A 17,723-nucleotide genomic window follows, 5' to 3' on the forward strand; every position below is an offset into this window, starting at 1 on the left:
TGCCGCGCAGATCCACGCTCATCGCGCGCGGGTCCCTGGCTGGCAATATTCCAGGCGAAGCGACAACAACCACTCGGGAACATATCTTCATGTGGCAATACGAAGAACAAGGTGGTTGACGCTCAACACGCGACCTTCGTCCACGTAGCCAGTAATACGGGTCCGAAGCTCTACTGGATTTGGCCTGCCCATCTGAAATCTCCATCTGTCTTAGCAGAAGAGAGTCACGCCAGGCGCAGTCTGGAAATACTGAATTTCATAGTTCGCGATATGCTCTAGTGGGACATTAGTACCGGGATCGTTGCGGTATCCAGGATCTCTCGCGTGACGCCGCCGAGCAAATCTTCGGTGAATTTGCTGTGCTCATAGGCGCCCATGATCAGCAGGCCAGCCCCGACCTCGTGGCAGGCTTCCAGGATGGTTTGTGCGATGCCGCCCGATCCGGCGGGCCGAACAACTTGGGTGGCTGAAATGCCGTGGCGGCCCAGCAAGGTGACAACATCATCCCCTGGGACTGCTGGCAGGGCAGTGCCGACACTCAACACGGTTACATGCTCCTTCGTCGCGAGGATATGTAGTGCGTCACCTAGCGCGCGTGCCGAAGACCGTTTCCCGTCCCAAGCGACCAGGGCGCGAGTGCCAATGTTCGCGAGGTCGAGATGCGGAGGTGCGATCACCACAGGTCTTCCGCTGCGAAGGGCGATGACGTCCGGGCGAGTCGCGAAATGCTCCCTTCCAACAGCTGCTGCCCTGTTGCCGATCACCGCGATATCATAGCCTCGCACACAGGCGGGCATGCTGAATTCGCCGCCATCCCGGATCTCGATGAACTTCGCCCTATCCTGCAGGTTTTCGGCTTCGATACGTGCAAGAAAACTGTCCCGGACCTCCGAGACCACTTCAGCGTCTCGTGCGGCAAGCATGTCAACGATCTCTTTGCTCATGTAGCGCTGGAACCGCTGTTCCAGCGGACTAGGGCCGCGCCACACAATACCAGTCAGGAAGGCATCATATTTTCTTGCCATGTGAACAGCCAACCCTAGGCCGCCCGATCCTGCGGCGTCGCCGCTATAGATTGCGAGAATGCTTCTGAGGGCCATGTCTTTCACTCTCCTAGGGCAGCAAGTTTCATTCAGCGCGAAAGAGTAGTAGCACTTGCAACTACTATCACGGCAGTATAGTCTAGAAGTCAAGCGCCACAATCATCTTCGGAGTCTCCATGCCCATCATTGATGTCAAAACCGAAATTACCGGGAATGTCTGGAAGATCGAAGGAAAGGTGGGACAGAAGCTTCAGGAAGACGATCCCATCATGATCCTTGAATCAATGAAGATGGAGATCCCGGTAGCCTGTCCCGAAGACGGGGTGCTGGTTGAAATCCTAGCCTCCGAGGAGGACGTGGTAACCGAGGGAACAGTTGTTGCCCGCATAGAGGTTTGATCCGATGAAGACGATCTTGGTCGCGAACCGGGGAGAGATCGCCCTTCGCATATTCCGTTCGGCCCGGGATCTCGGGCTGCGGACGGTTGCCGTCTATTCCGAAGCAGACCGGGCCGCAGCCCATGTCGCTGCCGCCGATGAGGCCGTTCTGGTCGGTCCGCCGCCAGCACGCGACAGTTATCTGGATATTTCCCGCACAATTCAGGCTGCGATCTCTACAGGCGCCGACGCCGTTCATCCGGGCTATGGGTTCCTGTCGGAAAACGCCGAGTTTTCGGAAGCGGTGACTGCGGCGGGATTGACATGGATCGGTCCTGATGCTGCCACCCTACGTGCCATGGGCGACAAGCAGCGTGCGCGGGACCTGGCTGAAAGGGCAGGGGTGCCCGTTGTGCCCGGCAGCCGGCGCTTTGCCTTGGGCGACACCGCCGGCATCGAGGCCGAAGCCGACAGAGTTGGATATCCGTTGCTAGTCAAGGCATCGGCCGGCGGCGGCGGCATCGGAATGCGCCGCGTGGACCGGCCCGAGACTCTTGAGCAGACGGTTGCGGCCACGCAATCCATGGCAGCGAAGGCCTTTGGCGACGGTGCGGTGTTTCTGGAGCGATTTGTGCCGCGCGCTCGCCATGTCGAGATCCAGGTCTTTGGCTTTGGGAATGGGAATGCCGTGCATCTGTTCGAGCGCGACTGTTCCCTCCAGCGCCGGTTCCAGAAGGTGATCGAAGAAAGCCCGGCACCCGGCTTGCCCGACGAGGTTCGGTCCGCGATGGCCGCAGCGGCCTTGGCGCTTTGCCGAGAGACAAAGTACCGAGGCGCCGGAACGGTCGAGTTCATCGTCGACGCCGAGACCTTCGATTTCTTCTTCCTTGAGATGAACACGCGCATCCAGGTCGAGCATCCGGTAACAGAAATGGTTGTGGATCGCGATTTGGTTGCCATGCAGATCGACCTTGCGCGTGGCCGGTTGACGGGGCTTGCCCAGGACGAGATCTGCTCAAGGGGGCACGCGATCGAATGTCGGCTTTATGCGGAAAACCCGCGCAAGATGTTCATGCCGTCGCCCGGTCATCTGACCTGCTTCGATCTGTCCCGCGCTCCCGCCGGGGTTCGCATCGAAAGCGGCTACCGGTCCGGAGACACGGTGACGCAATACTATGACCCGATGCTTGCCAAGATCATCGCCCATGGACCGGATCGGCAGGCCGCGCGCAAGACCATGCTGCAGGCGCTTCGATCGGCCCGGATCGACGGCATCCACACGAACCGCGATTTTCTGATCGCCTGTCTGGAACACGAGGCGTTTTCCCGGGGCGATGTCTATACGAACTTCGTCGATGACAACCTGAAAGCTCTTACGGCCGAGCCGGTTTCGATCTGACGTGATCATCAGCCGGTTCAAGCAATCGCCTTGAACTTTTGGCGGCCAAGCCTTTATGCCAACCAACAGCGTCCGGCGATCCCAAGGCCTTTCGATGAACGCTGGTCCATGAATGCCGGGGGTAGGATTTGGCAAGTAAGTTAGCACTCAGCACCGGAACGATACCGGACGGTCTGGTTTCCGGTCTGCGCAGTCTCGGGTTTACCGATTACGAGGCGCGGATCTATATCGAACTTCTGCGCCAGGGAGAACCGGGCACGGCCTATGAGCTGTCCAAGCATGCAGGCGTGCCCCGTCCCAACACCTATAACGCGTTGGAATGCCTTGCCCAGCGGGGCGCCGTCATGGCCGTCAGCGAAAACCCGACCCGCTTTGCCGCCGCGCAGCCCAAGGATCTTCTGGGGACGATTGCCCGTCAGACCAGCACCATCTGCGACGATCTGAGCGTGCAGCTTTCGAATCTTGCGGCACCGATCGACGACCAGCTTGTGTGGTCACTGGCCGGGGACCGGGCCGTTCACGACAAGATCGAATTCATCATCGAGAATGCCCGCGAGATGCTGATGATCAAGGCCCCGGACGATGTCCTGGCGCGCCATGTCGACAGTCTTACCGTTGCCGGAGAGCGCGGGCTAGAGATGCTGATCATCGTGTTCGGACCGGACGCCGAACGCTTCACCTTCGGTCCACGGTGCCGCACCTTCATTCACGAGGGAAACGGTGTCCGAATGGGCAGCACCGACAACTTGTTCACCATTGCCGCCGATCATGAGGAAATGGTCACGGCCAGGTTTTCGGGGGATGCGCAGGCGGTTCATACGCGGAACAAGCCGATCGTGAACCTAGCCGAGTCGCTGATCCGCCACGACTTCTACATGGCCGAGATCTTCATGCGGTTCGGACCGCAGATCGATGCGGAGTTCGGTCCCTATCTGCGCGATCTTCGCCTGGCTTGCTTCACCCCTGATCAGGCGCAGTCGTTCCGGTCCAAAACCGGCTTGTAGCGAGAAACGGAAAGAACGGGCGCAGCCTGCGCCCGTCCGGGTCAGGTGGCTGTGCCATTCGCGGCGCGGCGTGCCAAGGCCGCCTCGAGCCGACCGACCACCGACAGCGCCTGCGCCATCGCCGGGATCTCGTCGAAGATCGGCAGGTCGATGGCGGCGGCACGCGCGCGATAGGCGCGTCGCGTGTCGTCCAGTTCAGGAGAGCCATCGCTGCGCAAGGCAAGTGCCATGTGCGAGGTTCCGGGATGATTGTGGACGGCCTCCTCGATCATCGCGAACAGATTGCCGATTGGATCGACAGAGCCGCGCCCGACAAAGGCGGCCAGATTGAGATGGATTGCCACCGCATCCGGCCGGGCATGGTCGAGCACTGTATTCAGGATGTCGCGTGCGATCAGCCCCCCCTTTTCCTGAAGCGTGCGAACCGGGGTGTCGATCGGGTTGAGGACGCTGGTGCCGGGCGGCAGTCCCATCGCTTCCAGCCGGGCCAGAGTCTCGCCCTCGAAAGTCCTGACTGCCAGGCCATGATCGGCAAAGGCGTCGGTTCCCAAGACACTCGCGCCTCCGCCATTACCGAACAGTACAACCGACCGCGTTGGCTTTCCTGGCCGAAGCTCGAAGTGCTGCAAGGCCAGCAGTGCGTCGATGAAGTCATCGACCGAGGATACCAAGACAACGGGAAGCTGGGCCGCCAAGGCTTCCCATGCGCGGTTGTCTCCTGCCAGTGCCCCGGTATGCGACGTCGCGGCTTCGCGGCCGGCCGCGGTGCGCCCGCCTTTCAGGATCACGACAGGCTTAGGGGCGGGATGGCTGCGAAGCAGGTCAAAGAAGGCGCGGCCCTCTCGGACGTCCTCGATGTAAAGACCAACGGCGCGTGTTTCCGGGTCGTCGAAGTAATATTCGACCAGTTCATGCGGCTTGACGTCGGCGCTGTTGCCCATCGTCACCAGCCCGCTGAAACGCAGGCCACGCCATTGGCCACGCTTGATGATGTCGGTGCTAAGTCCGCCGGACTGAGAGACGACCCCGATCCGCCCAAGTTCCTTGGGAGCGTTCGACGGAAAGGTCAGCCCGCCGCGCGGCGAATAGGTTCCCAGGCAGTTCGGACCCACGACCCGAATTCCCGCCATGCGGGCAGTATCGACAAGCTCTTTCTCCAAGGCGCGCCCTTCGGCGATTTCACCAAACCCTGATGAAATTACTTGAGCAATGCGGCAACGACCGCGTCCTGCGGCAAGCGCCTCGGGGATCCGCTGCGCGCCGATTGCGACATAGGCGTAATCGATCGGTTCGGGCGTATCGGCCATAGAAGGATAGGCGGGCAGGCCCTCGATTTCGCTGGCCTGCGGGTGGATCGGATAGATCGATCCCTGAAAGCCAAAGTCCTTGAGACGCCGGATGAAGGTGTTGGCGATCTGCACGTCCTTGGCCGAGGCGCCCAGGACGGCGATGGTCTTCGGCTCGAAAAGCGGACGGAAGGTTTCGCGCGCAGGCGGCAAGCTGTCTTGCCTCGTGGCCCTGCCACCTTCTTCGGCGGCAAGGATGAACCTTGCGTCGACCGCGACAGCACCCTGGGCGGAAACGATGATGGGGTTGAGGTCGGCCTCGGCGATCTGGCCTGCAAATCGCATAAGGATGCCGTCTTCACCCCCCAAGGCCAGCATGGCATCGACAAGTGCGTCCTCGTCCACGGCAGCCTCGCCACGGGCACCGCGAAGAAGCGCCACCCCTTTCAGCTCATCCAGCATCGCGCGGGCATCATTCCGGCTGATCGGGCAGATACGGAAGGACACGTCCTGCAGCAGCTCGACAAAGATCCCGCCAAGGCCGACCATGATCATGGGGCCGAACTCGGGGTCGTTCAGCCCCCCGATGACCATCTCGCGGCCCAGCGGGATCATCTCCTCGACCAGCCATCCCTCGACTGTGGCAGCAGAGATAGTGGGCTTGGCGGTCATCTCGCGGATCGCCACCTCGACTGCGGAGGCGTCGGCAAGATGCAGCGCCACCCCTCCAGCATCGGATTTGTGCAGGATATCGGGCGAGATCACCTTCACCACGAATGGACCCTGCAACTGCCCGGCGGCGCGGCCACCGGCCTCGGCATCGGGAACGACCGTAGAATGGGGCGTGCGGATGCCGAAGGACGCAAGCAGGGCCTTGCCGGAAGCTTCGTCTAGGGCTGCTCGTCCTTCGCTACGGGCGCGGGCGATAATCTGTTCCGGTGTGCTGTCAAGCATCAGGGTCTCCCTCATTGGCTGGTGGGCCAGGTCCGCATCAGGTGCTGGCCGATGCCCCCCGATCGCCGCTGCCGATGGATGTCGAGGATGCGGATCAGGCTGGCGCGGGTTTCTTGGGGCTTGATCACGTCATGGGCCGAAAAGATCGTGGCCATATCCCAGACCTCCAGATCCTTCTGGATTTCGGCCAGTGCTTCCTCGAAGCCCTCATCGCCGGGCCTGCGGTTGTGGACGATGCTGGTGGCGAAGACGGGATCCATGAAAGAGATTTCGGCCATCGGCCAGGCGATCATCGTGTCGTTATGGGCGCCGCCGCCCATGGCGACATAGGCGCGACCATAGGCCTTTCGGCAGATGACCGTCACCTGCGGGACGGTGGTCAGGCAGGTGGCATTCATGAAATTCATGATGTGACCCGGTGCGCCGCGGCGTTCGGCATCGGTGCCGACGACAAAGCCGGGCGTATCCATGAGCCTGACGATGGGAATGTTGAAGCTATCGCAGAGGACCGTGAAATCCACGATCTTCCGGCAGGCTTCGGCCGACAGCGCGCCACCGCCCACCTGCGGGTTGTTCGCGATGACGCCGACCACCTTTCCGTCAAGGCGGGCCAAGGCCACGACGGCGGATTTGCCGAAGCGGGCCTTCATCTCGAACACCGATCCGGCGTCGAAGATCACCTCGATGATCTTCTTCATGTTGTAGACGCGGGTGCGTGCTTCCGGAAGGATGTCGAGGATCCGCTCCTGGTCCTGCCCCGACCCTTCGGTGACCGCCGCTGTCGGAGGCAATTCGCCGTTATGGCTGGGCATATAGGACAGGAACTGCCGGATGACTTCCATCGCCTCGGCGTCGGTATCGACGAAGTGATCGATAAGCCCGGTCTGCTCGGCATGAAGGCGCCAGCCGCCCAGTTCCTCCATATCGACCTTCTCGCCGATTGCCATAGACACGAGGCGCGGACTCGACACCGACATGATCGAGCCCTTCTTCATCACCGCAAAGTCGGAACAGCAGCACATCCACGCGGACGAACCGAAGGACGTGTCCAGCGCGGCCGCCGCCCAAGGCGTGTCCCGCATCCGGCGGAACTGGGTGGTGTCATTGCCTAGCATGGTGCCCATGCCGCGCGAACCCATCGCATCGGGCAAGCGGGCGCCGGTCGATTCGCCCACATGGACGAAGGGCAGGCCTTTTTCCGTGCAGGTCTTGCGGATATAGCCCATCTTCTTCGAATTCGTGCCGCCGGTCGAGGCGCCCATGGTGGTGAAATCGTTCACGACGACGCCGACGTCGCGTCCGTCGATCCGGGCAAATCCCGTGATCTTGCCATCCCTTGGGCTTTTCTCGGCCGTCTTGGCCGAAAAGTTCGACCGTCCTAGAAGCCCGGTCTCGTAGAAGCTGTCCTTGTCGATCAGCGCGGCAAGGCGTTCTTCGGCATTCAACTGGCCGTTTTCCCGGCGGCGTGTAAGCTTGTCTTCGCCGCCCATTGCGCGAGCAGCCTCGCGCCGGCGGTCAAGCTCGGCGAGGATGGCTTCATGAGGCATTGGTCAACTCTCCCTGGAATTCAGCTGTAGGTGACATGCTCGGTGGTCAGCCGATCGACCGTTGCGCGGTCGAGGCGAGGCGAGGCCGTGCCGAGATGAATTGCCCCGTTCTCGAAACGGAGCGGGGTCGAGAAAAGGCGGTCGCGCGGCTTCAAAAAGCCGTTGAACTCGCCAGCGTTGCGAATGGTGGTGCGGGCGACGCAGGCTTCCAGCCATGAATGGACCTCGCTGCCCAAGCCGTCGCCAAGCACGGGCTCCATGCCATGCGTGCGCACAGCTTCAAGACCGTCGCGAAGTCTGTCCAGCGAAACGAAACGCTTGAGCTTGAGCTTGCAGAACCCGACGCCCAGGATTGCGCCGGCACGCTCGATGTCGGCCAGCGAGGATATCGGCTCATCCAGCATCAGCGGCACGGGTGACGCGGCAGCGATAGCTGCATTTGCGTCCCAATCCTCGGCGTCGCAGGGCTGTTCGAACAGTTCGATCCCTGATGGATCCAGCCCGTCGGCAAACCGCAATGCGTCCTCGCGCGAAAAGGCCCGGTTCGCGTCCAGTCGAAGGGTGGCGCGTCCATGTGCCGCCACTTGCGCCGCCCGCACCCGGTCCAGGTCGGCTTGGACATCCTTGCCCACCTTTACCTTGAAGGTGCGAAAGCCCGCGCGGGTGCCGTTGTCAATTTCCTCCTGGATTGCCCCCGCCTCGGTCGCGTTCAGCGGGGCCAGCAGGGGCAGGGCGGAAGGGGCGCTCGCAGTCAAAGCCGGATGATTCTCCAGCACCTCGATTGCGGCAACAAGACTGGTCGCGGCCACCTTCGATTGGTCCGAAACATCCAGGATGGAAGCCTTTGCATCTTCTGGTCGGCAGCCGATGGCCGCACGCGCCTGCGCCGTCAAAAAGGCCCATCCCCCCTCGCGCGTTTCGGCGCTTGAACCGGGCGACACATGGGCATCGCCAAAGCCGGTCCGACCATCGGCGTCCTCTATCTCCACCAGGAAAGGCTCAAATACCTCAAAGGTCCGGTAGGACAGCCGATAGGGACGAACGAGCGGCAGATTGAGCCGCCTGACCGAGATTTTGGTGATTGTCGCCATGTGCGCGGTCTCCGAACCCTGCAATCCTGTGCCCGAAAGTGGGTCACATTAGTTGTTGCAATAGCTACTACTGCCATCTATCGTGTGACATGTCAGCCCCGGCTTGGCAAGACTATTCCGACGGCGAAGACGGGGAACGTCAAAAAGAACCGGGAGGAATCAATATGCTAGGCATGCGTTTTGTGGCCTTGGCCACTGGTTGCGCCTTGTCGCTTGCACTGCCCGCCGCTGGCCAGGAATGGCCCAAAGGCGACATCCGCTATATCCTTCACGTCGAGCCGGGAGGGGCGACCGATGTGATGGCGCGGCGGCTGGCCGAAGGGCTTCAGCAGGAACTGGGCGTCAACGTCATTGTCGAGAACCGTTCGGGGGGAAGCGGAGCAAGACAGGTGGCGCAACTGCAGCGTGCCCGGCCGGACGGGCAGACCATCGGCTCTGTCACGGCATCGCATCTTGGGATGTTCCAGCAGACCGGACAGTTCAACATCGATTCCGTTGAATGGGCCTGCGGCCTTGTGCTTGATCCTTATCTGATCGCAGTCCGGACCGACAGCGAGATCGAGGATCTGGCCGACCTGGTCTCGACCGCGCAAGAGCAGCCGGGCAGCCTTTCCATTGCCGGCTTCGGCGAGAATTCGGGCGGCGAGGTCGCGTGGATGATGTTCGTCGAAGCCGCCGGGCTGGACGAGGGTGCAATCAACTGGGTGCCTTATAACAGTGTGGGCGACGGGGTCGTTGCCACGCTAGGCGGTCACAATCAGCTTGTCATCGCCTATCCGGGTCTGGTGCGGCAGCATGTCGAGGCTGGAACCCTGCGCGTCATCGGCGTGATGGCCGACGAGCGGCTCGAGATGCTGCCCGATGCTCCAACCTATGCCGAAGCGGGCTTCGACGTGGATACGAACTGGCAGCAGTTCCGCGGCGTGGTTATGCCGCCTGAAACGCCTGTTGAATTGCAGAATGCACTTTGCGACGTCGTGGAAAAGGTGATGGCCACTCCGGCGATGCAGAAATACGTCGCCGATTCGGAACTCGTCCCTGGTTTCATGCCGCCGGAGGAATTCCGCACATTCGTGGATGCGCAGAACGAGCTTACCATACAATGGACTCAGTAATGGGCAATCAGTCGGGAACGAAAGCGTCAGAGGCTGGGCCAGAGCATACCACCAAGCTAGCTGCTACGCCCTTCGTGCCGAGGCTGGGTTTGCCAGCCTATGTTTATGATCTGATCGTCTATGCGGGGCTTGCTGCGACGGGGCTGGCATTCCTAATCGGGGGGCTGGGACTTGAGGGAGACCCTCGGCGGACCATCGATCCAGGGACAGTGCCTGCAATCGCTGGTGGGTTGCTTGTGGTCCTATCGGCCATTGGCACGGTGCTGGCCCTGAGAAGTCCCAGCAACCTGGTGGAAGTGGAGGTCGACAGGCCGCTTCAGGTGCTTCTGGCCATGGCGCTGATCCTGATTTTCCCGCCTGCGATCGACAGCTTCGGCTACTACACGACGGCCATTGTATGGGTGCCTGCCTTCATCTGGGCAGCGGGTGCCCGCAGTTGGACCCATTATCTCATTGCAATTGTCACGGTGCTGGCGCTTGCGCGTTTCGTGTTCGAGATGACTCTCGGCACGCCCTTGCCATAGGTGGTCCTGAGATGATCGAAAATATCTTCACCGGGTTCGCGCTTGCCCTGACGCTGAATGGCCTGATCGGGATCGGGGCGGGTATCCTAGTCGGTTATGTGGTGGGCGCAATGCCTGGACTAACCTCTTCGATCGGCATGGCCCTGCTGATCCCATTTACCTTCGGCATGGACCCCATTGCGGCTATCGTCATGCTGGTCACGATCTATATGGCTTCGGATTATGGTGGTGCCATTCCCGCGATCCTGGTCAATGCTCCGGGCCAGCCTGCCTCGGCCGTGACGGCCTTTGACGGTTTTGCCATGACCCAGCGTGGAGAGGCGGGCAAAGCGCTGAATATCTCAATCATGTCGTCAACGGTTGGTGCGCTGATCAGCATCGTGTTTCTAGTGGTGACTGCGCAGGCGATGGCATCAGCGGCACTTGCGTTCGGCCCGTCGGAATATTTTGCCCTTGCCGTCCTCGGTCTCAGTCTGATCGCGGTTCTCAGCACCAGTTCGGCCCTAAAGTCTTTGATCGGCCTCGTGTTCGGCCTCGCAATCGTCACGATCGGTATTGATCCTATCATTGGTGACACGCGCTTCGTGTTCCATCTTGCGCTTATTGATGGCATTCCGTTCTTGCCCGCGTTGATTGGCCTCTTTGCCTTGTCCGAAGTGTTCCTGATGATCGAGGAAGGGAACCGCAAGACTGTGCAGACAAGGGCAAAGTCAGCGCTGGATATCTCTCTGGGAACAATCTGGCCTTTCCGGACTACGATCCTGCGATCATCGGTAATTGGCTATGTTGTCGGCGTCATTCCCGGTGCAGGCGCCACCATTGCATCGCTGATCAGCTATGGGGTGGCAAAGCGGCTGTCTCCGACCGGGGCAACCTTCGGGCGCGGCAATCCCGAGGGGATAGCAGCGTCCGAGTCAGCCAACAACGCTGCCGTATCCGGCGCGCTCGCGCCCCTCCTGTCGTTGGGTGTCCCCGGTTCGGCAAGCGCTGCGGTGCTGATCGGGGGCCTAACGATCCAGGGCCTGCAGCCCGGTCCGATGCTGTTTGCCAACAACCCCGAGGTGCCCTATTCAATCTTTGCGGCGCTGTTCCTCGGCATACCCGTCATGGTCGTCATCGGCTTTGCAGGGGTGCCCCTGTGGGTGCGGATGACGCAGGTGCCTAGACCGATTGTGGCGACGCTGGTTACCAGTATCGCCATGCTGGGTGCCTATGCCTCGGCCAACAACTCATTCGAGATGCTGATCACGGGGATCTTCGGTGTTATCGGCTATTTGTTGCGTAAGGCAGACATCCATCCTGCCCCGATCGTTCTGGCCTTGGTCCTTGGCGAGATGATGGAGGCAAGTCTTCGTCGCGCGATGATCACCGGAAATGAGAGCGTAGGATACCTTTTGACGAAGCCTATCACCGCAGGTTTGCTGCTCCTGTCATTAGCGATTCTGATCTCGCCGCTTTTTTCTAGGAAGAAAGCGGCGTGAGTCCATGTACGAAACACAGGTATGATCAAGCTTCTTGGTGCGGCAGTGGCTGGGACCATGTGCGGCTGGGCAGCGTCGCGGCTGGGAATGCCACTGGCTTGGCTGATCGGCTCGGCGATCGCATCGGCGGTGATCAACCTGTCCCTCGGGGCGCTGTCGGTCCCGCGCAGCCTGTATCGGGCGGGACAGGCCGTGGTGGGCGTTTCGGTCGGGCTGACGGTGACCGCCGCCGTGTTCGAAAGGATCGGTCCTCATCTGGTTCTGGTGCCGCTATTCGTCGCCATCTCGATCCTGCTTGGGCGGTTAATGGTGCCTCTGCTGGTCAGGGCGAGCCGGCTGGATCAACGCACCGCCTATTTCGCCCTGGTGCCGGCGGGCATTTCCGAAATGGCCGATCTTGCCTATGCCAAGGGTGCCGACAGCGGCGCGGTGGCGACATTGCATGCGGTTCGGGTCTTTCTGGTCGTCCTGATCCTGCCGCTGATCATCTATGGCTTGAACGGGGCGGACGGGTCGGCAGTGTCCAAGCCGCCGGGTGCGTTGGACAGCCACTTCATCCTGGCGCTTGTGGCGGGACTTGCAGCTGGACTGATCGGCAACCGGGTGGGCCTGCCAAGCGCTTTCGTCGTCGCGCCGATGGTCGCCGTTGCAGGCCTTTCGGCATCCGGCCTGATTGCTGCTCGGGAACCCGCGCCCTTGCTGGCGGCGGCGCAAGTCCTGCTGGGACTCAGCCTCGGTACGCGGTTTCGTCGCGCAACGGTCGGCCGATTGCCCCGCGCCCTTCTGGCGGGGAGCATGGTGCTGCTTTTGAACGGCGTCATCATGGCAGCCGTGGGGCTGACGGCCGCTGCATTGCTGGATTTCGACCCTTCGCTGATGTTGCTGGCATCGGCAACCGGCGGCACGGCCGAAATGGTCCTAACGGCCCAGGTGGTGGGCGTGGATGCGGCCCTTGTCGCGGTCTATCAGGTGGCGCGCGGCTTGGGCGGCAATCTTCTTGCGCTGCCGGTCCATACGCTGACATTCGGGCGCGGCCGGGCACAGCCCCTGCAGGTCGCGCCGTGCAACACTGGCAGGGGGAAGGGGCGCGATGACGATGGACCTTCAAACCGATAGGCGCGGTTCTCGTCTTCGCTACGGCTCGCGGACCAAGCTGCTGGCACCGGGTGTGGTCCTGTCCTTTGTCGTGGCCGCAGCCGCCACCTTCCTGAACGAACACTATGGCGCCCCAGTGATGCTGTTCGCGCTGCTGCTTGGCATGGCGCTCAACTTCCTTGCGGCGGATGCTCGCGCAGCGCCAGGGATCGAGTTTACCGCAAAGAAGCTGCTTCGGGTCGGCATCGCCCTGCTGGGCGCAAGAATAACATTCGTGCAGATGACGGAACTGGGGGCCGCCCCTGTGATCCTGGTCGCCGTCTCGCTTGTGGCGACAATCGGTTTCGGCGTCGCACTGGCTCGGCTGGCGGGGCGCCGGTGGTCTTTCGGCATGCTGACGGCGGGGTCGGTGGCAATCTGCGGTGCTTCCGCGGCACTTGCCATCTCGGCGGTCTTGCCGCGCGGCAAGGACGACGAACGCGATACCCTTATGACCGTAGTCGCCGTGACCGGTTTGTCGACGCTGGCCATGATCATCTATCCCATCCTGTTTCGTGGGCTTGGGTTCGACGACCTAGGTATAGGCGTGCTGCTGGGCGCGACGATTCACGATGTTGCGCAGGTCGTGGGCGCGGGCTATGCCGTCTCCGCCGAGGCTGGCGACGCGGCCACCCTGGTCAAGCTGCTGCGTGTGGCGCTGCTGCCGGTGGTGGTCCTGACGCTTGCCTTCGCCGTCAACCGGAATTCCGAGGCGCGCGCGCCCATGCCGGTCTTTGCCCTTGTCTTTGTCCTGATCCTTGCGATCAACAGCGCCGGATTGATCCCCGCCCTCTTGCAGACCGCTATGGTGGATGCCTCGCGGTGGCTGCTTGTCGCAGCGATTGCGGCGCTGGGTATCAAGACCTCGCTTCAGGCGATGTTCGAAGGCGGTCCTGGCCACCTGCTGATCATCTTGATGCAGACCCTGTTTCTTGGGGCGGTCGCGACCGGCCTTTTCGCAATCTTGTAAGGGAAGGTAACATGCATTCCCCGACCGATACCTTGAAGCCGACAGTCACGCCGGGGCATCACGTCTCGACAACGCCATGCGCCAATCCCGACTTGCTGCGGCCCTTAGGGCAGGGCTTGCCGTCCTGCCTGGACCTTGAGGCGGCGGGCATCCCCGGCACGCGGGAACAGCCGCGCTCTCTGCGGGTGATGATCGAGGACATTCTCTACCGGTTGCCGCGTGACGAAGCGCGCGTTCAGATCGAGGCGCTGATCGGTCGTGACGCCACGGTCCCGATCACCTTCGCGCCGCAGCGGGCGTTACTGCAGGATTTCATGGGTATCCCGCTGATCGCCGACCTGGCCTCGATGCGTGATGCCGTGGCCGAGGCTGGGGGGCTGTCGGGCTTTCCCGATGCGGCCATCCCGGTCGATTTCGTCGTGGACCACTCGCTTACGGTGTTTTTCGCCGGGAATGCAGAAGCGATGGCATTGAACCGCAAGCTGGAAATGGAGCGCAACCACGAACGGTTCCGGTTCATCAAGTGGTGCAGCCGCGCCTTCGGCAATGTCCGCGTTATTCCGCCCGGCCGCGGCATCATGCATCAGGTCAACCTAGAATGGCTAAGCCATGTGGCTGCACTGCATGGCCCCCATGCAGAGGTGGCGCGGCCCGATACGATGATCGGCACCGACAGTCACACCACCATGGTCAACGCACTGGGGGTGCTAGGCTGGGGCGTCGGAGGGATCGAGGCCGAGATGGCGATCCTGGGTGTCCCGCTGGTCTTCGCGTCCCCGCGGATCGTCGGGATCAGGTTGACCGGATCGCAGCCCGTGGGCACGACCGCGACCGATCTGGTCCTGCACATGACGCAATTTCTTCGCGATATCGGGGTGGTCGGTGCCTTTGTCGAATTCCACGGCGCCGGCGTCGCAGGCCTGAGCCTTGCAGACCGCGCGACCATTGCCAACATGGCCCCTGAATACGGCGCAACCTGTGCGTTCTTCCCGATCGACGGCCTGACTATCGAGTTCCTGCGAATGACTGGACGCGATGGGGGTCATCTTCGGCTGGTCGAAGCGACAGCGCGTGCTCAGGGGCTGTGGCAGGAATCTGGCGACCCAGAAAACCTTGCCTTTGACGAGGAGCATGTCTTCGATCTTGGCCAGGTCGAACCCTCGATGGCCGGACCGACTCGACCAGAAGATCGGGTGCCGCTTGGCGCCGTGCCAGCATCCGTGGTCAGACGCGTCGTGGAAATGTCCGGCGCTGCGGCGCGCCCTGAGGATGATGATGCGCTGGGACATGGCGCAGTCGTGATTGCCGCCATCACCAGTTGCACGAATACCTCCAATCCCGAGGTCATGATGGCAGCGGGCCTTCTTGCCCGGAATGCGGTCCGGTCCGGGCTGCGCCCGAAGCCTTGGGTCAAGACCTCGCTTGCGCCGGGATCGCGCGCCGTTACGGATTACCTGGCATCCGCCGGATTGGATGGTCCGCTCGAAACACTGGGGTTCCACATCGTCGGATATGGCTGCGGCACCTGCAACGGCAATTCCGGTCCCCTTGCCAAGCATATCTCGCAGAGGATCGAGGACGAGGGCCTTTGCACCTTTGCCGTTCTGTCCGGCAACCGCAACTTCGAGGGCCGGATTCACCCGCAAATCGCCGGGGCCTATCTTGCCTCGCCCCCCTTGGTCATCGCGGCGGCCTTGGCCGGCACCGTTGCGCGCGATCTTGCCCGGAATCCCTTGGGGTTCGGGCCTGAAGGACGCCCGGTCTTTCTGAAGGACATCTGGCCGGACCCGGAGGAAGTCGCCTCCCACGTGCGTTGTTTCGTGACGGCCGAAATGTTTCAACGGTCATACGGCCAGGATATGGAGACGACGGAGGAATGGGCAGCCCTTGAGGCGCCTGAAGGCCTTCGCTTTCCATGGGATGCAGATAGCCTTTTCATTCGCCCCTCGCCCTTTCCAAAGCTCGGCCCGGCGTTTGACCTCGAACAGCCGCTGCAAGGGGCGCGGGCACTTCTTGTGCTGGGTGACTCGATCACCACAGATCACATCTCGCCGAACGGCGCGATCCAGCCCGACAGCCCGGCAGGCAAGGCCCTGGCCGCCGCCGGTGCCGATCCGGCCAAGCTGGGGAATTATGGTGCCCGCCGGGGCAATCCCGCAATCTGCCTGCGCGGCATGTTCGACAACCCCCTGCTTCGGAACGAACTTGTTCCGGAACGCCGCGGCAATTTTGCCTGGGGGCCGGATGGCAAGCTGGTCAGCGTGTTCGAGGCAGCCGAGGCATATTCGGCGAACAGAACGCCGCTGGTGATCATCGCCGGCCGCGACTATGGCGCCGGCTCTTCGCGGGACTGGGCGGCCAAGGGCCTGCGCCTTTTAGGGGTCCAGGCGGTGATCGCGGAAAGCTTCGAGCGGATTCATCGCTCCAATCTTGTCGGGATGGGGGTTCTGCCGATCGTGCTGCCCAGCGGCGTCACGCGACATGACCTGGCAATCGGTCCCCGCGACCTGATCGACATCGTCCTGCCAAATGGGCTTGCGGTGCGTGGGCCCGTAACGCTTTCGGTGCAGCGCCAAGGCGGTTTGGCCACGGTGGTCAAGGGGGTTCTTGCCATTACAGCGAAATCCGAGATCGAGATGATCCGCAAGGGCGGCATCCTTCCCGCCTTCCTCGATCGAAGCCGGGCGGCCTGACCCGTCTGCGGATCCAAGACAGCACAACCTGATGGAGCAAGATATGAACCAGACGCCCAAAACCATGGCCGTGGTCGAGATGCGCGAGGCCGGAGGGCCGGACGTGCTGGTTCCAGGGCGCCGCCCGGTCCCGGAACCGATGCCCGGCGAGGTCCTGATCCGGGTCACGGCGGCGGGGGTCAACGGACCGGATCTGGTTCAGCGTCGCGGCCACTACCCCCCTCCGAAAGGAGCATCGGATCTTCTGGGTCTGGAGGTGTCCGGTGAGGTCGTCGCCATCGGCAATGCCGTGCAACGGTGGCGGCCGGGTGACCGGGTGGTCGCGCTGACCAATGGCGGCGGCTATGCGGACTATGTCGCCGTTGACGCCACCCATTGTCTGTCCGTGCCGGACACTGTCGATGAAACGGATGCCGCTGGCCTCCCGGAAACCTATTTCACCGTCTGGAGCAACATTTTTCTCCCGGGTCCCATTCCACAGGGGGGGGTGATGCTTGTCCATGGTGGCGCCGGCGGCATCGGATCCACCGCGATCCAGCTTGGGGCGGCGATGGGCCTGCGGGTCCATGCGACTGTCGGGTCGGAGGAAGATGCCGCCTTCTGCATTGAGGCCGGCGCCGAGCGGTCGATCGACTTCCGGCACGAGGATTTCGTGGACATCGTGCGGTCCGCTGGCGGCGCCGATGTCATTCTTGATATCATCGGAGGCGACTATATCGCCCGCAACATCAAGGCCGCGGCCCCGGACTGCCGGATCGTGCAGATCGCCTTCAACAAGGGATCGAAGGTCGAGATCGACCTGATGCCCTTGATGTTGAAGCGGTTGACCCTGACCGGCTCGACATTGCGTTCGCGCAGTGCGGAATTCAAGGCACGCGTCGCCCGGGAACTCGAGGAGCAGGTCTGGCCCTTGTTCGCGGCCGGCAGGCTGCGTCCGGTTACGCATTGTATCCTGCCGCTTGAACAGGCCGCCGCCGCCCACGAAATGCTGGAGGCAGCACGGCACCGCGGCAAGGTGCTTCTGCAGCCAAGTGGATCTGTTGAGGGTAACGCTTCGCATTGAGGCACCGCTATCTTGTGCGTTAGAGCGTGTCGCGGGCATCGA

At 62.1% G+C, this 17,723-nt stretch carries 14 protein-coding genes; 10 read left to right on the forward strand and 4 right to left on the reverse strand.

What is annotated here, in order from left to right; translation table 11 throughout:
- Positions 1 to 275: 275 nt before the first annotated feature.
- The gene (locus CK944_RS24095; protein WP_103174760.1) at positions 276 to 1,100 is read right to left on the reverse strand and encodes a universal stress protein; all 825 of its coding nucleotides are present in this window, start codon (positions 1,098 to 1,100) and stop codon (positions 276 to 278) included.
- Between the two features lie 119 nt (positions 1,101 to 1,219).
- Here CK944_RS24095 and CK944_RS19650 point away from each other — a divergent pair, with 119 nt between their 5' ends.
- The 3 genes from CK944_RS19650 to CK944_RS19660 all read left to right on the forward strand — a co-directional run bounded on the left by CK944_RS19650 (position 1,220) and on the right by CK944_RS19660 (position 3,823).
- Entirely contained in the window at positions 1,220 to 1,441 is a 222-nt protein-coding gene (locus CK944_RS19650) for an acetyl-CoA carboxylase biotin carboxyl carrier protein subunit (RefSeq protein WP_103174761.1), read from the forward strand.
- Between the two features lie 4 nt (positions 1,442 to 1,445).
- Positions 1,446 to 2,819 (forward strand): acetyl/propionyl/methylcrotonyl-CoA carboxylase subunit alpha, encoded by a 1,374-nt coding sequence (locus CK944_RS19655; protein ID WP_103174762.1) that lies wholly within the window; start codon positions 1,446 to 1,448, stop codon positions 2,817 to 2,819.
- A gap of 128 nt (positions 2,820 to 2,947) precedes the next feature.
- A complete protein-coding gene (locus tag CK944_RS19660; RefSeq protein ID WP_103174763.1) occupies positions 2,948 to 3,823 on the forward strand; it encodes a TrmB family transcriptional regulator in 876 nt (291 codons plus the stop codon).
- A gap of 41 nt (positions 3,824 to 3,864) precedes the next feature.
- On the opposite strand, the gene CK944_RS19665 is transcribed toward CK944_RS19660, so the two are convergent.
- The 3 genes from CK944_RS19665 to CK944_RS19675 are packed head-to-tail and all read right to left on the reverse strand — an operon-like array spanning position 3,865 to position 8,701.
- On the reverse strand, positions 3,865 to 6,063 hold the full coding sequence (locus CK944_RS19665; RefSeq protein ID WP_205049117.1) for an acetate--CoA ligase family protein: 2,199 nt from the start codon (positions 6,061 to 6,063) through the stop codon (positions 3,865 to 3,867).
- 11 nt (positions 6,064 to 6,074) lie between these two features.
- A complete protein-coding gene (locus tag CK944_RS19670) occupies positions 6,075 to 7,610 on the reverse strand; it encodes an acyl-CoA carboxylase subunit beta (RefSeq protein WP_103174764.1) in 1,536 nt (511 codons plus the stop codon).
- Positions 7,611 to 7,630: 20 nt separating this feature from the next.
- Positions 7,631 to 8,701 (reverse strand): mandelate racemase/muconate lactonizing enzyme family protein, encoded by a 1,071-nt coding sequence (locus CK944_RS19675; protein ID WP_103174765.1) that lies wholly within the window; start codon positions 8,699 to 8,701, stop codon positions 7,631 to 7,633.
- Positions 8,702 to 8,790: 89 nt separating this feature from the next.
- Between CK944_RS19675 and CK944_RS19680 the strand changes: the two genes are divergently transcribed.
- From CK944_RS19680 to CK944_RS19710, 7 genes are read left to right on the forward strand one after another with little or no spacing between them, the layout of a single operon-like run.
- Positions 8,791 to 9,816, forward strand: a complete 1,026-nt coding sequence (locus CK944_RS19680) for a tripartite tricarboxylate transporter substrate binding protein (RefSeq protein ID WP_103174766.1) — start codon at positions 8,791 to 8,793, stop codon at positions 9,814 to 9,816.
- Complete coding sequence (locus tag CK944_RS19685; protein ID WP_158248081.1) at positions 9,816 to 10,340, forward strand: tripartite tricarboxylate transporter TctB family protein; 525 nt, start codon at positions 9,816 to 9,818, stop codon at positions 10,338 to 10,340. The genes CK944_RS19680 and CK944_RS19685 overlap by 1 nt, the downstream gene beginning before the upstream one ends.
- Before the next feature lie 11 nt (positions 10,341 to 10,351).
- Positions 10,352 to 11,821: a tripartite tricarboxylate transporter permease gene (locus CK944_RS19690; RefSeq protein ID WP_103174768.1), complete on the forward strand. Its 1,470-nt coding sequence runs from the start codon at positions 10,352 to 10,354 to the stop codon at positions 11,819 to 11,821.
- Between the two features lie 21 nt (positions 11,822 to 11,842).
- A complete protein-coding gene (locus CK944_RS19695) occupies positions 11,843 to 12,937 on the forward strand; it encodes an AbrB family transcriptional regulator (protein WP_103174769.1) in 1,095 nt (364 codons plus the stop codon).
- Positions 12,912 to 13,925, forward strand: coding sequence for a YeiH family protein (locus tag CK944_RS19700; RefSeq protein WP_239986172.1), 1,014 nt, complete (start codon positions 12,912 to 12,914; stop codon positions 13,923 to 13,925). The genes CK944_RS19695 and CK944_RS19700 overlap by 26 nt, the downstream gene beginning before the upstream one ends.
- An 11-nt stretch (positions 13,926 to 13,936) precedes the next feature.
- Positions 13,937 to 16,618 carry an aconitate hydratase AcnA gene (gene acnA, locus CK944_RS19705; RefSeq protein ID WP_103174770.1) on the forward strand — a complete coding sequence of 894 codons (2,682 nt, stop codon included), beginning with the start codon at positions 13,937 to 13,939 and terminating at the stop codon, positions 16,616 to 16,618.
- Positions 16,619 to 16,661: 43 nt separating this feature from the next.
- Positions 16,662 to 17,681, forward strand: a complete 1,020-nt coding sequence (locus CK944_RS19710; RefSeq protein ID WP_103174771.1) for an NAD(P)H-quinone oxidoreductase — start codon at positions 16,662 to 16,664, stop codon at positions 17,679 to 17,681.
- Positions 17,682 to 17,723 lie beyond the last annotated feature (42 nt).

This window comes from Paracoccus sp. SY (assembly GCF_002901215.1).
Lineage (GTDB): Bacteria > Pseudomonadota > Alphaproteobacteria > Rhodobacterales > Rhodobacteraceae > Paracoccus > Paracoccus acridae.